Below are 13,099 nucleotides of genomic sequence, written 5' to 3'. Positions count from 1 at the left end.
GGCTTTTTGCTTTGCACTTTCCATTACCAATTCGCGCTCCGACAGCATGATTCTGACCTTCCCACGTAAAAGTATCCCCATTTAAAGTTAGTGACCGTGCTGATGGAGAGCTGTCGTTACGGCACAAGCGGCCAAGACGTAACAAATCAGCCCGGCTACGCCAGCCAAAGCAAATTGTCAGCACAATCAATGAGATTTGGAGCATGGATTTTGTTGCAGATGGATTGTTTGATGGTCGTCGTCTGAGCACGCTGGCCATCGTCGATAATTACACGAGAGGATGTCTGGCAATTGAGGTTAATGGCTCATTAAAAGGAGGGGATGTCGTGGCGGCACTCACACGGTTATCGATGCACCGTGCAAAATTGAGGAGTGGCGCGAGTACTATAACGAGGCTCGCCCTCACTTCACATTGCAATGACCCTCTCCCAGAAAACCGTACCGCTGTAAATTAGAAAAATCCGGCATGATAAAGACCTTAACGAAGGAGTCATGCCGTGAAGAGAAGCAAATTTACCGAACAACAAATTGCCTACGCGCTCAAGCAGGCGGAACTGGGAACGCCGGTTGAGGAAGTGTGCCGGAAGATGGGGATTTCGGACGCGACGTTCTACAACTGGCGCAAGAAATTCGGTGGTTTAGGGCCCTCTGAGGTAAGGCGGCTGAAGCAGCTTGAGGAAGAGAACAGCAAGCTCAAAAGACTGGTTGCAGACTTGTCCCTGGACAAGGCAATGCTGCAGGACGTCCTATCAGAAAAGCTATAAAGCCCTCCCGACGCCGGGATCTCATCACGGATTTGATGCAGCGCTTCGGCGCAAGTCAGCGGCAAACCTGTGCACTACTGAAGCTATCGCGCTCGGTTTATCACTATGAATCTCGTGCCAGAGATCAGAGCGCCTGGCCATGCGGATCCAGGAAATCACGAATGTGCGGGTACATTACGGATCACCGCGTGTTTATGTGATGCTGCGTCGAGAGGGCTGGAAAGACAACCATAAACGTGTAGAGCGGATTTATCGAGAGATGGGGCTGTCGTTACGGCACAAGCGGCCAAGACGTAACAAATCAGCCCGGCTACGTCAGCCAAAGCAGATTGTCAGCACAATCAATGAGATTTGGAGCATGGATTTTGTTGCAGATGCATTGTTTGATGGTCGTCGTCTGAGCACGCTGACCATCGTCGATAATTACACGAGAGAATGTCTGGCAATTGAGGTTAATGGCTCATTAAAAGGATGGGATGTCGTGGCGGCACTCACACGGTTATCGCTGCACCGTCCGCTGCCGCGCTATATCAAGACGGATAATGGCAGCGAGTTCATATCGAAAGCACTCGACAAATGGGCATAGAAAACGGCGTGGAAATTGATTTTCACATCCTGGCACATCAACCGATAACGCAAAGAAAGAGTCGGTCAAGCGGCGCTTCCGCGAGGAGTGTCTCAATGCACATTGGTTCTTGTCACTGGACGATGCACCGTGCAAAATGAAGGAGTGGCGCGAGTACTATAACGAGGCTCGCCCTCACTTCACATTGCAATGGATGATACCTACGGAATTCGCCCGCCAACGCGTCATCCCGGCCGATACGGCCACCCCTGAAGAGCCTGAAATTTCCACTTTGGACCGGTACTGATTTTGGGCTAGAGTCAAATCGCGTCATCAAACATAGAGACGCAGGTTAACAGCCTCGCCCCACGTTTATAACTACTCAAACAAAAATGCCGTTCAGTTTTAACTGAACGGCATTACGACATATAGCCGGTTTTTTATTCATGCGCTCCGAATTATCAGAAGTGATAACCGACTTTCAAGACTGCAAAATTCTGACCACCATTTGGTTCTTTAATCCCGCCGTTGGAAAAGTGCTGCAACTTGATGCCCACATCGACACCATTGGCGAATACATAACCACCACCGATATGGTCGCCAAATTGAAAGGCGGTCGATAATTGCTTGCCATTATTGTTATACAGTTCTGAGAAGAGATTTACGCCAACACCACCTTCTACGTAAAAACCACGCTTGTCATCGCGTTGGAAGCGAAAAACCGGCGTAAAGCCGATATTAGTGAAACGTCTCTGGCTATCTGTATCGTTATATTTATTTTCTTGCCATTCAGCAACGGATAAATCCCAGTAACCACCAATATGCGTACCATTTGATTGCCACCACGCGACGTTCTTCCAGTCCCATTGCGCACCTAGGCGCAAGAGCTGCACTTTCTCACCGCCACCGACTTCAACTGAGGTCGAGTCTACAGCATAACTCGGTGAGTGCAGACCGACCAATGCCAGAGCTGCGAGTGCAAATTTGAGAGTGTTTTTTGTAAGTAACATAGATTTACGATGATATACGCGTTAAATATAAACCAAGTATTTATGGCCACAAGTATCTGAAACAACGCCCAGATTTGCCAAAAAATAAACCATTCGTTATTTTCTCATATCGAAACAAACTGCGTCGGACGCACCCTGTAAATACTCCCGATTCGTTGTATGTAACCACCTAGCCGATATGGTTTTATCAACATATCAATACTGCGGTGCATATTTTATTTCGATGAAACAGAACACCCACAGGAGTAATGTGTCTACTCAGCTTTTGTAGGAATACTCAATAAGTCCAGGCACATCGATGCGTATCGATAGTAGGTAACCGGAAAGAGGGTATTGAGCAAGCTCGGCTTCACTACGTCCTTTTCGACCACTGGTAATGTACAGCGTTCGCAAGTCTTCTCCTCCGAAGGCAATCATTGTCGGACAGCGAGCGGGTACCTGTATGGACTGCAGAATTTCGCCGCTGGTCGATAAGCGGACAATCCGGCTGCCCTCAAACATGGCACACCAATACGCATCTTCGCTGTCGACTGCAGCCCCGTCTGGGCGACCGCCGTAATCGGGTGCAGTCTTGTCATTGTCGAAGGCATGGAACAAGCGTTTGTTGCGCGTCATCCCACTACTCAAGTCAAAGTCATAGACATCGATCCTGTGCGCGGGGGTATTGGCGTGATACAGAAGCGTCTGATCCCGATTGAAAGCAACGCCATTTGAGGTCGTGACTGGATGCTCGGCATCGCGCAGCATTCCACGTGCGAAGCAATACAGGCTTGCTGCTTCGCGATCCTTCGGCTCGTAGATGGTGCCTGTCCAGAGGCGACCTGCTGCGTCGCAACGACCATCATTGAAGCGAAGCTTGCTTGTGTCGTAAGGAGCCGGTGTGATCGGCGAAAGAGTGCCCGCATTGGTGTCCAGATGCATCAAGCCTTGTCGCAGCGCTACTACCAAGCCGCCATTTTCATGAATGGCGATACAGCCGGGTTCACCAGGCAACTCCCAGGCCCTATGATGTTTGCTTGCTTCATGTAATCGGTGTACAGCTTGTCCAGGAATATCGATCCAATATACAGCCCCTTCAGCAGGATGCCACAAAGGACATTCGCCCAATTGCATCGGTTGGTCGAAGGCGACTTGAAAATCACCGTTAGTCATACGCTATGTCCCATCTGACAGAAAGTAGCCCACCAAAAAAAGGGGGCTTAGAGTCAGTATTATGCCTATTCCGCCAACCAGAACAATGTGCTTATTCTGAAAATTCCGTACGACACTGAGAAGATTCTCGAATCGCTTAGCCAAGGATCGATGTAACAATAATCTGACACCAATTTCATTTTCTCTATGTAGCAAACTACATTGCTGTACTGCGTATGTTACGTCGCTGGGTTAGTTCGACCAGCCACCATCGATCATGTGAATCGCACCAGTAGTGAAGGATGATTCATCCGAGGCAAGATACAGCGCCAGCGCCGCAACCTCCTGAGCCCTGCCTATTCGGCCCATTGGTTGCCGAGCAACGAACCCTCGCCGCACGTCGTCTTCACTCTTGCCGCTTTCACTTGCCTGTGCAGCAATTCGCTGATGCAGTGACGGCGATTCTATGGTCCCCGGACAGATGGCATTGCATCGAATTCCTTGAGAAACAAAGTCGGCCGCCACGGACCTCGTCAGTCCGATTACGGCTGCTTTGCTTGCACCGTAGGCGAATCGGTTCGCCACCCCTTTCACACTGGATGCCGCAGAAGCCATGTTCACGATTGAACCGGATTTCTTGGCCAGCATGCCCGGTAATACGGCTCGGATAGTATGGAACATGGACCGCGCATTCACATTGAAAGAGACGTCCCAAGCCTTGTCGTCACACTCAAGAATGCTACCAGCATGCACATAGCCCGCACAGTTGAACAACACATCAATGTTGCCAATTTCAGCAACCAGCTTATTGATTGCAGCGGCATCGGTGACATCGAGTACCTTACATTGCACGCCTTCAAGGCTTGCGAGATGATCGGGGTTGATGTCGGTAGCAATGACACGCGCACCTTCCCGCGCAAACAGCTCTGCTGCAGCGCGGCCAATTCCTTGCGCAGCGGCAGTGATTAACACGACTTTGCTGGAGAGGCGGCCAGAAGAATTGGTCATAGCGTAGGTTCCTTCACGAAGTGTACGAAATTTAGGAAAGTTGGCGTTGCGCGAGATTCTTGAGCAAGGCGGTAATGCCAAAAGTCCACGGTGCAATCTGATCGGTAAAATTGACCGTATTCACCAGGCAACCAAGGGCGGGTGTCTTGATCGTGACGATATCGCCGACCAAATGCGTAAATCCCTGGCCCGGCCCGAGGCGATCCTGAGTCGGGGCAAACATGGTGCCGAGAAAAAGGACCAAGCCATCCGGGTACTGATGATGAGGTCCAATGGCATGCTTGACCAACTCAAGCGGATCGCGACTGATCATTGACATCGAACTGCTCCCTTTGAGCGAGAATCCTTCCTTCCCGTCAACCTGCATTGATAGCTCGGCACGTCGCACATCCTCCATCGAGAATTTGCTATCGAAGAGGCGAATGAACGGACCCACGGCGCATGAGGCATTGTTATCCTTGGCTTTGCCAAGCAGTAGGGCGCTACGGCCTTCAAAATCGCGCAGATTGACATCATTGCCCAGCGTTGCTCCAATTACGGCACCGCGACTGTTGATGACCAGAACGATCTCTGGCTCAGGATTATTCCACGCGGACTTGGGATGAATACCCACTTCATCGCCAAGCCCCACGGCAGAAAGTACCTGCGCTTTGGTGAAAATCTCCGCGTCTGGTCCGATTCCCACTTCCAGATACTGTGACCAGACACCCTGTGCCAGTAATACTTGTTTGAGCGTCGCTGCGGCTTCAGAGCCTGGAATCACGTTCGATAAATTGTCTCCGATGACGGCAGTGATTGCCGCCCGGATTGCTTCCGCTTTTCCAGCGTCACCGCGTGCCTGCTCTTCGATAACACGTTCCAGCATGCTGGCGACAAAGGTGACACCGCTTGCCTTGACTGCCTGAAGATCAATTGGCGCCAGCAGCCAGGGTTGTGACAGGTCGCGTGTGGCAACAGCCGCATTGCTCAGCAATGTATCAAGCGACGTCAGGTAGGGCAGCGTTGTTTGCCGGATCGCGGCTGCAGGTGCTTCCAATTCGAACAATTGACTTGAGGTTGCCGCAATCGCGCTCAGGTCATAGACGCCGTCACCTCGGATGCAAACTAGCACGGGGCCCAGCTCGGGCTGCCAGATGCGTCCGATCAGCAATGCGTGTTCATGATCGTACGGCAAGAAATCAAATTGACTGACTACTGATGTCATATTTTGCTCCGAAGGTAGAAGTGGATCTTGTTATCACAGGGAACTGCCTTGTACACAATGGCTCAGGTGTACAAATCGATATGCCAGGGAGCGAATTCATCCTGGCCATTGCTAGTCTCCTGTACATTATTTGCATACGCATGGGTATGGATGCGTTAGCATTAGTGTCTTGTGTTTTGACTATAAGAGGCTTCTTTTGTGATGTCTAATGAGCTTATTTCATCGGGTGATAACCATTTGCAGCAAGCGCAGGTGGCATTGCCATCGGTGGCCGCCATTCTTGGCCGGCTTCGCCTCAAGCAACTGGCCCTGCTGACTGCACTCGACGAGCAGGGCTCTTTGCACAAGGCCGCAGAAGTCATGCACATGACCCAGCCGGCAGCCACCAAGGCGTTGCATGAAGTTGAGGATGCCCTCGGCTTGATCCTCTTTGATCGTTCTTCGCGGGGAATCGAAGCGACCGAGTTAGGACGTTGTGTGATCCGTTATGCGCGAGTGATTCAAAGTGATGTCAGTAACTTGCACCACGAATTGCAAGGGATGCTCACAGGGCAAGGCGCGCGGCTCGCAATCGGTACAATTGCCGGTGCCGCGTCGCTGGTTGCTCGTGCACTTGCTCGCCTGCACGTGGTGCAGCCCGAGGTCTCGATCGAAATTGTGGAGGATAGCAGCGCTCGGCAGCTAGCCTTGCTGGATCAGGGGCGCATCGAATTGATGATTGGGCGCTCAATGGTCAGTCCCCAGCCGCAGATCTATCAGATCGACATGCTATGGGATGAGGCTATGTGCATTGTGGCCGGCGTTGATCATCCTCTGGCGCAAGCCCAGAAGGTCAGTCTGCACGATCTGTTGCATGCGCCATGGATACTGTATTCCAGCAATTTGCCGATGCGGGTATGGATCGAGCACGAGTTCAAGTTAGAAGGACTACGGATTCCTGGCAATGCGATTGAAACCGCCTCGTCGTTCATGACGGTGACTTTACTCGCGCAATCGGGAATGGTTGCGGTGATGCCGCGTGATAATGCCGACTTCTTTGCTGCCAAAGGAATGTTGCGCATCTTGCCGGTTGCGCTCAAAACCTGTGTCGAGCCCTATGGCATAGTGACCCGGAAAAACGCCACGCTATCCTCCATAGCAAAAATGTTTATCCATATTCTGCATCAACAGCGCTGATCTTTGATCGCGTATTCTTGTACCAAGAAAGTCATTTGTATGACGTCAAGTACCAAGCAACTTCTCCGAGTTGAACTGAAAAAATGGATCTCCCTAACTGCGTTGCTGCTGCTCACGGCATGCACATCGATGCCGCAACCGGTTGCCAGCGTTGCACAACCGGTTGTGAAGGAACAGCCACTGGCATTGTTTTCCACTAATCCTGCGCATGGATTGCCGTCCGGATGGGAGCCGCTGATCCTGATGCGCAAGAAACCCGCGACGCAATACAATCTGGTCGAAGATCCGGCACTCCAGCGTACGGTACTGCATGCCTATGCTGACAAGGCATCATCTGGATTGCGCCATCCTGTCAATATTGATCCCCGACAACAGCCCTGGCTGAGCTGGAGCTGGAAAGCCGCCAGCCTGATCAAGACCGCCGACAATACGCAACGTGAGACTGAAGATTCACCAGTGCGTATTGTGCTGGCTTTCGATGGAGACAAGAGCAAGCTGTCCTTTATGGATAGCATCCTGTTTGATACTGCCAAACTGGTGTCCGGACACGAATTCCCTTATGCCACGCTGATGTACATCTGGGAAAACAAGGCTCCTGAAGAGACCGTGATTCCGAATACACGAACCGGACGCATACAGATGCTCGTTGCTGAAAGTGGCCCGAACAATGTTGGTAAATGGGTCACTTATGAGCGCAATATCGTCAATGATTACATCAAGGTATTTGGCGAGGAGCCAGGACGGCTGATCGCGATTGGCGTGTTGACCGATACCGACAATACCGAGGAACAAGTAGAAGCCTGGTACGGTGATATTCACCTGTTATCAAATCCGCACCTGCACTGATCAGAATTCGGCGAGACCGACAGGGAGTCAGTCCGTGGCACAGGCTCGGCCGCAAACAGAGACCTTACGTGTGCCACGGAATCCCTGGTGGATTACGGCTTTTTCAGGAAGGCTTCTGCCAGGCGCACCCAATAGCTGGCACCGATAGGTAACAGATGATCGTTGAAGTCATAGCTTGGATTGTGCAAATTGCACGGACCAAGGCCGTGCCCGCCGTCGCGATGACTGCCTTCGCCGTTACCGATAAAGACATAGCAACCCGGCTTGTGCTGCAACATGAAGGCAAAGTCTTCCGAGCTCATGGTTGGTTCAATATCTGCATTGACGTTTTCTGCACCGACCATAGCTGTGAGCACATCAACTGCAAATGCAGTTTCCTTGGGATGGTTGACCAAAGGAGGGTAATTGCGCCGGAAGTCAAATTTGATATCTGCATCGAATGCTGCCGCAGTATGTGAGGCAATTGCTTCCATCCGGCGCTCCATCAAATCCAGCACTTCGGTGCTGAAGGTACGCACGGTTCCGATCAGCTGAGCACTGTCGGGAATCACATTGGTCGCACTGCCCGCATGGATCTGGGTGATCGACAGCACGGCTGCATCGTTCGGATTGGTATTGCGCGAAATAACGGTTTGCCAGCTTTGCGCAATCTGCACTGCAGTCATGACCGGGTCGCTACTCTTATGTGGCTGCGCCGCGTGCGAACCCTTGCCCTTGACCGTCACTTCAAATTCATTGCTTGAGGCCATCATCGGGCCGGGCGTGACACCAAACTGACCTGCCTGCATGCCGGGCCAGTTGTGCATGCCAAATACGGCTTCCATCGGGCACTGTTCGAACAGGCCATCGCGGATCATCCGCTCTGCACCCGCGCCGCCTTCTTCGGCCGGCTGGAAAATGACGTAGACAGTGCCGTCGAAGTTGCGATGCTGTGACAGGTAATGCGCCGCTCCCAGCAGCATGGCGGTGTGCCCGTCGTGACCGCAGGCGTGCATTTTTCCTGCGTGACGCGATGCGTGTGCAAAGGTATTGAGTTCTGGCACGGGCAGGGCGTCCATATCAGCACGCAGGCCGATACCGCGCGGACTGTCGCCACCCTTGATGATGCCGACCACACCAGTGATGCCTAGCCCACGGATGATCGGGATACCCCACTCGGTCAGTTTCTGCGCGACGATGTCGGCAGTACGTACCTCCTCATAGCGAAGTTCCGGGTGCGCGTGAATATCACGGCGGATTTTTTGGATTTCTGCGTGAAACTGAACAATAGGGTCAATTAATTTCATGATACGGGCCTCGCTGGCGGCAATTTACATGCCGAATTGCCTTACAGTCTATATTACTTCGGGTTGGAAAGCGGTTCGCTAAATGTTGTTGCTTGTCTAGCACGATTTATGCATCATTCTCGCTTGTTTTTGAGAATGTATGTTTTTAGTCCTATTTACTCACATTAGCCGCCAATCGCCAGCCTTATGCTTGTTTTCATCATTCGACGTTGTGTGCAAAGCGTTGCCGTTCTGCTATTGATGTCCGTGCTGGTTTTCGTCAGCGTGTACGCCATCGGCAACCCCATCGACATCCTGATCAGCGCCGATGCCGATCAGATCGAGCGTGCCCGTGTCATCGCCGCATTTGGACTCGATCAGCCGCTGTGGACACAATATTTCCTCTTTATCAAGAATGCCATCGCTGGCGATATGGGACGCTCTTTCGTCTATGCGACACCGGCTCTGGGCCTTATCCTCGAGCGCTTGCCGGCGACTCTGGAACTGGCGGTGAGTGCAATTCTGATTGCGGTCGTCGTCGGCCTGCCACTAGGGTTGTTGGCTGGCTTGCGACCACACAGCTGGGTTGGCAAGACCATCATGACCGTTTCCATTTTTGGTTTTTCGCTCCCGACTTTTTGGGTTGGCCTGATGATGATCATGTTGTTTGCGGTTCAGCTGGGCTGGTTACCCAGTAGCGGTCGTGGTGAGACCAGCCTGTTGTTCGGTGTTCCTGTCAGCTTTCTCAGCTGGGATGGCGTCAAGCATCTGATGATGCCGGCACTCAATCTTGCTTTGTTCAATATCGCACTAATCATTCGTCTCACCCGTGCCGGCGCGCAAGAAGCTTTGTTGCAGGATTACGTCAAATTTGCGCGAGCCAAGGGCTTGCGTAGCAGTCGCATCATTGGCGTGCACGTACTCAAGAATATTCTGATCCCTGTGATCACGGTGGTAGCGTTGCAGTTTGGATCAATCATCGCCTTCTCCATCGTCACCGAGTCCATCTTTGCCTGGCCGGGCGTTGGCAAGCTCCTCATTGATTCAATTCGTGTGCTGGATCGTCCGGTCATCGTGGCGTTTCTGTCGCTGATCGTGGTGATATTTATCATGCTCAATCTCTGTGTGGATGTCTTGTACTCCCTGCTTGATCCGCGCGTGCGTTTGTCGGAGGCAAAGGGCTGACATGTTCAAGAAAATTGCTGAGGCGAACACGCCTTTCACCCGGTTTTTACAAGCCTATTTTGATAGCCGATTGGCCACACTCGGCTTCCTGCTGTTATTGCTGATCTTGCTGGCCGCGTTGTTTGCGCCAGTCGTATCGCCACAGAATCCTTATGATCTTGAGCATCTGGACATCATGGATTCACGCCTTGAGCCGGGCAAAGCATCCATGGATGGTCTGACTTATGTGCTCGGTACTGATGACCAAGGCCGCGACATGTTATCCGCGATTTTGTACGGTCTGCGTATTTCGGTACTCGTCGGTGTGACAAGTACCGTGATCGCATTGGCGATTGGTTTGACACTGGGCTTGCTGGCCGGATATGTGGGTGGACGCGTGGAGGCGCTGATCATGCGACTTGCTGACATTCAACTGGCGTTTCCGCCGATCCTGGTGGCCTTGATACTGCTGGCTCTGACTGGGCGTGGTGTCGACAAGATCATCATTGCGTTGGTGACCGTGCAGTGGGCCTACTATGCACGCACTACCCGCAGCACCGCGCTGGTCGAGCGCAAGAAGGAATATATCGAGGCCGCACGCTTGCTGGGGTTATCACCGTTGCGCATCATGTTCCGTCATTTGCTGCCGAACTGCCTGCCGCCGCTGATCGTGATTGCTGCCCTGCAGGTGGCGTCGGCGATTTCACTGGAGGCGACCTTGTCTTTCCTCGGCTTGGGATTGCCGGTAACGGAGCCCTCTCTTGGCTTGCTGATTTCGAATGGTTTTCAATACATCATGTCGGGCAAATACTGGATCAGTTTTTTTCCGGGTGTGGCATTGTTGCTTACGGTGGTCGCCATTAATCTGGTAGCCGATCAATTGCGCGACGTACTCAATCCGCGCTTGCAGGGACAGTAATCATGACCCCGACCTTACAGGTAGAAAATCTGCAGACGCAGTTCCATTCACGTGGCGGTATCGCGCGTGCGGTCAATGATGTGTCCTTCAGCATCGCTCCCGGCGAGGTCATGGGCCTGGTGGGCGAATCGGGTTCCGGCAAGTCAATGACCGGCTATTCCATCATGGGCTTGATCGATCCGCCGGGTGAAGTAGTTGGTGGACGCGTGCTGTTCAATGGTCAGGATTTGCGGCAAGCCAGTGCAGAGCAGATGCGTCAGATTCGTGGTAACCGGATCGCCATGATTTTTCAGGATCCGATGATGACCCTGAATCCGGTCTTGCGCATCGATACCCAAATGGTCGAGGCGGTGCTTGCACATCAGAACGTCAGCAAAGCGACGGCGTTGGGGCTGGCACGTGATGCGCTGGTGCGGGTTGGAATTGCTGCGCCGGATGAGCGGTTGCGCTCGTATCCTCACCAGTTTTCGGGTGGCATGCGGCAACGTGTTGCGATTGCTATTGCGTTACTGAACCGTCCAGACCTGATTATTTGTGACGAACCGACGACAGCACTGGACGTGACGATACAAGGTCAGATCCTGTTCGAGATGCAAAAGCTTTGTCGTGAAACCGGCACAGCATTGATCTGGATCACCCATGACCTCTCCGTTGTCGCAGGTCTGGCCGATACCGTCAGCGTGATGTATGCCGGGCGCATCGTCGAGAACGGTACGGTAGAGCAGGTCTTGCGTCAGCCACGCCACCCCTACACGTACGGACTGATTGCATCAGCACCGTCACGCAATGCAGCAGGGCAGCCGTTGCACCAGATTGCTGGCAGCACACCTTCGTTACTGAAACTGCCTGACGGTTGTGCATTCCGTGACCGTTGCGGCAATGCCAGCGCTGCGTGTTCCCAGATTCCGGAGACACGTCAGCTCGATGGGCGCAGCCTGCGTTGTTTTCATCCAATGGAGGTTGAGTTATGTGCGACTCTATGACTACTCACCCCGATTCGAGTCAAGTTGTCGGTCAACAGAGTCTGCAGCAGCAGGCATCGCCATTGCTGGAACTGCGTGAGGTTAGCAAGCGATTTGTCAAACCACTTGATGCTGCTGCCAAGACTGCCAATCTTTTCACGCGCGCGTTTGGCAAGCAGTTGGAGCCAGAAATTGTGCATGCCGTTGATGATGTCAGTCTGCACATTCAGCGTGGCGAAGTCGTCGGTCTGGTGGGTGAGTCAGGTTGTGGCAAGTCGACCTTGGGGCGAATGGTGACCGGTTTGCACAGCCTGTCATCCGGGCAGCGGTTGTGGCAGGGGGAGGACCTGGACACGATTCCTGCAGCGCAGCGACAGGCGCGACAGTTAGCGATCCAGATGGTGTTTCAGGATCCCTATGCCTCGCTCAATCCGCGTTTGCGGGTCGCCGATATTGTTGGTGAAGCGCCGCGTGTCCACGGTTTGGTTGATCGTGCCGGTCAGAACGACTACGTCGCCGATCTGCTGCAACGTGTTGGTCTCAGCGGCGATATGCTGCGGCGCTTTCCGCATCAGTTTTCAGGTGGTCAGCGTGCGCGCGTCGGGATTGCTCGGGCGCTAGCCGTCAAGCCGGAATTTCTGGTCTGCGATGAAGCCGTTGCGGCACTCGATGTGTCGATTCAGGCACAGGTCTTGAATTTGTTCATGCGACTGCGCGATGAGCTGGATTTGACCTATCTGTTTATCAGCCACGACCTGGGTGTCGTTCAGCATATTTCTGACCGGGTGGTCATTATGTATCTTGGGCGTGTGGTGGAGTCAGCGCCAACCAAGAGCGTGTTTGGCGTCGCCAATCACCCGTATACCCAGGCACTGCTCGCATCGGCTCCAAAACTGCAAGCTGGCAAGGCAACGTTTTTCGCGGTCAAGGGAGAAATTCCTTCGCCATTACATCCGCCAACGGGCTGCCATTTTCATCCGCGCTGCCCGCATGCCATGGCGCGTTGTAGTTCCGAGCGGCCAGCATTACGCGAAGTTGCGTCTGGACATTTCTCAGCCTGCCATTTGAACGAGCAGCAGTAATCG

12 protein-coding genes and 2 pseudogenes are annotated in these 13,099 nt (G+C 52.9%); 9 read left to right on the top strand and 5 right to left on the bottom strand.

Features of this window, described 5'->3' with window-relative positions; all coding sequences use genetic code 11:
* Positions 1–110 precede the first annotated feature (110 nt).
* The 3 genes and pseudogenes from FHW66_RS18840 to FHW66_RS18835 all read left to right on the top strand — a co-directional run.
* A pseudogene (locus tag FHW66_RS18840) lies at positions 111–359 on the top strand (IS3 family transposase); the annotation flags it as partial.
* Positions 308–421 (top strand): integrase core domain-containing protein, encoded by a 114-nt coding sequence (locus FHW66_RS21290; protein ID WP_370543502.1) that lies wholly within the window; start codon positions 308–310, stop codon positions 419–421. The pseudogene FHW66_RS18840 and the gene FHW66_RS21290, both read left to right, overlap by 52 nt.
* Positions 422–497: 76 nt before the next feature.
* A pseudogene (locus FHW66_RS18835) lies at positions 498–1,636 on the top strand (IS3 family transposase).
* A 154-nt stretch (positions 1,637–1,790) separates the two neighbouring features.
* Here the strand turns inward: FHW66_RS18835 and FHW66_RS18830 are convergent.
* The 4 genes from FHW66_RS18830 to FHW66_RS18815 form a co-directional block, all read right to left on the bottom strand.
* Positions 1,791–2,339, bottom strand: a complete 549-nt coding sequence (locus FHW66_RS18830; protein WP_183381370.1) for an acyloxyacyl hydrolase — start codon at positions 2,337–2,339, stop codon at positions 1,791–1,793.
* 258 nt (positions 2,340–2,597) lie between these two features.
* Positions 2,598–3,491, bottom strand: coding sequence for an SMP-30/gluconolactonase/LRE family protein (locus FHW66_RS18825; RefSeq protein WP_183381369.1), 894 nt, complete (start codon positions 3,489–3,491; stop codon positions 2,598–2,600).
* A 231-nt stretch (positions 3,492–3,722) separates the two neighbouring features.
* A complete protein-coding gene (locus FHW66_RS18820; RefSeq protein ID WP_183381368.1) occupies positions 3,723–4,478 on the bottom strand; it encodes an SDR family oxidoreductase in 756 nt (251 codons plus the stop codon).
* 31 nt (positions 4,479–4,509) lie between these two features.
* Positions 4,510–5,682 (bottom strand): fumarylacetoacetate hydrolase family protein, encoded by a 1,173-nt coding sequence (locus tag FHW66_RS18815; protein ID WP_183381367.1) that lies wholly within the window; start codon positions 5,680–5,682, stop codon positions 4,510–4,512.
* 201 nt (positions 5,683–5,883) lie between these two features.
* Between FHW66_RS18815 and FHW66_RS18810 the strand changes: the two genes are divergently transcribed.
* Positions 5,884–6,858 (top strand): LysR family transcriptional regulator, encoded by a 975-nt coding sequence (locus tag FHW66_RS18810; protein WP_183381366.1) that lies wholly within the window; start codon positions 5,884–5,886, stop codon positions 6,856–6,858.
* A 39-nt stretch (positions 6,859–6,897) separates the two neighbouring features.
* The gene (locus FHW66_RS18805; RefSeq protein WP_183381365.1) at positions 6,898–7,704 is read left to right on the top strand and encodes a DUF3047 domain-containing protein; all 807 of its coding nucleotides are present in this window, start codon (positions 6,898–6,900) and stop codon (positions 7,702–7,704) included.
* A 92-nt stretch (positions 7,705–7,796) separates the two neighbouring features.
* On the opposite strand, the gene FHW66_RS18800 is transcribed toward FHW66_RS18805, so the two are convergent.
* Positions 7,797–8,990, bottom strand: coding sequence for a M20 aminoacylase family protein (locus tag FHW66_RS18800; protein WP_183381364.1), 1,194 nt, complete (start codon positions 8,988–8,990; stop codon positions 7,797–7,799).
* A 186-nt stretch (positions 8,991–9,176) separates the two neighbouring features.
* Here FHW66_RS18800 and FHW66_RS18795 point away from each other — a divergent pair, with 186 nt between their 5' ends.
* From FHW66_RS18795 to FHW66_RS18780, 4 genes are read left to right on the top strand one after another with little or no spacing between them, the layout of a single operon-like run.
* Positions 9,177–10,154: an ABC transporter permease gene (locus FHW66_RS18795; protein ID WP_183381363.1), complete on the top strand. Its 978-nt coding sequence runs from the start codon at positions 9,177–9,179 to the stop codon at positions 10,152–10,154.
* Position 10,155: 1 nt separating this feature from the next.
* Positions 10,156–11,052 carry an ABC transporter permease gene (locus FHW66_RS18790; protein WP_183381362.1) on the top strand — a complete coding sequence of 299 codons (897 nt, stop codon included), beginning with the start codon at positions 10,156–10,158 and terminating at the stop codon, positions 11,050–11,052.
* Positions 11,053–11,054: 2 nt separating this feature from the next.
* A complete protein-coding gene (locus tag FHW66_RS18785) occupies positions 11,055–12,035 on the top strand; it encodes an ABC transporter ATP-binding protein (protein WP_183381361.1) in 981 nt (326 codons plus the stop codon).
* On the top strand, positions 12,032–13,096 hold the full coding sequence (locus tag FHW66_RS18780) for an ABC transporter ATP-binding protein (protein WP_183381360.1): 1,065 nt from the start codon (positions 12,032–12,034) through the stop codon (positions 13,094–13,096). The genes FHW66_RS18785 and FHW66_RS18780 overlap by 4 nt, the downstream gene beginning before the upstream one ends.
* Positions 13,097–13,099 lie beyond the last annotated feature (3 nt).

It is taken from the genome of Herbaspirillum sp. Sphag64 (assembly GCF_014192645.1).
In the GTDB taxonomy this organism is placed as follows: Bacteria; Pseudomonadota; Gammaproteobacteria; order Burkholderiales; family Burkholderiaceae_D; genus Herbaspirillum.
This window is presented reverse-complemented; position numbering and strand designations above follow the sequence as displayed.

What these genes read in the sequence shown, in the direction of transcription:
- FHW66_RS18830 (WP_183381370.1), bottom strand. Translation starts at nt 2,339, where the DNA reads ATGTTACTTACAAAAAACACTCTCAAATTTGCACTCGCAGCTCTGGCA.
- FHW66_RS18825 (WP_183381369.1), bottom strand. Translation starts at nt 3,491, where the DNA reads ATGACTAACGGTGATTTTCAAGTCGCCTTCGACCAACCGATGCAATTG.
- FHW66_RS18820 (WP_183381368.1), bottom strand. Translation starts at nt 4,478, where the DNA reads ATGACCAATTCTTCTGGCCGCCTCTCCAGCAAAGTCGTGTTAATCACT.
- FHW66_RS18815 (WP_183381367.1), bottom strand. Translation starts at nt 5,682, where the DNA reads ATGACATCAGTAGTCAGTCAATTTGATTTCTTGCCGTACGATCATGAA.
- FHW66_RS18810 (WP_183381366.1), top strand. Translation starts at nt 5,884, where the DNA reads ATGTCTAATGAGCTTATTTCATCGGGTGATAACCATTTGCAGCAAGCG.
- FHW66_RS18805 (WP_183381365.1), top strand. Translation starts at nt 6,898, where the DNA reads ATGACGTCAAGTACCAAGCAACTTCTCCGAGTTGAACTGAAAAAATGG.
- FHW66_RS18800 (WP_183381364.1), bottom strand. Translation starts at nt 8,990, where the DNA reads ATGAAATTAATTGACCCTATTGTTCAGTTTCACGCAGAAATCCAAAAA.
- FHW66_RS18795 (WP_183381363.1), top strand. Translation starts at nt 9,177, where the DNA reads ATGCTTGTTTTCATCATTCGACGTTGTGTGCAAAGCGTTGCCGTTCTG.
- FHW66_RS18790 (WP_183381362.1), top strand. Translation starts at nt 10,156, where the DNA reads ATGTTCAAGAAAATTGCTGAGGCGAACACGCCTTTCACCCGGTTTTTA.
- FHW66_RS18785 (WP_183381361.1), top strand. Translation starts at nt 11,055, where the DNA reads ATGACCCCGACCTTACAGGTAGAAAATCTGCAGACGCAGTTCCATTCA.
- FHW66_RS18780 (WP_183381360.1), top strand. Translation starts at nt 12,032, where the DNA reads ATGACTACTCACCCCGATTCGAGTCAAGTTGTCGGTCAACAGAGTCTG.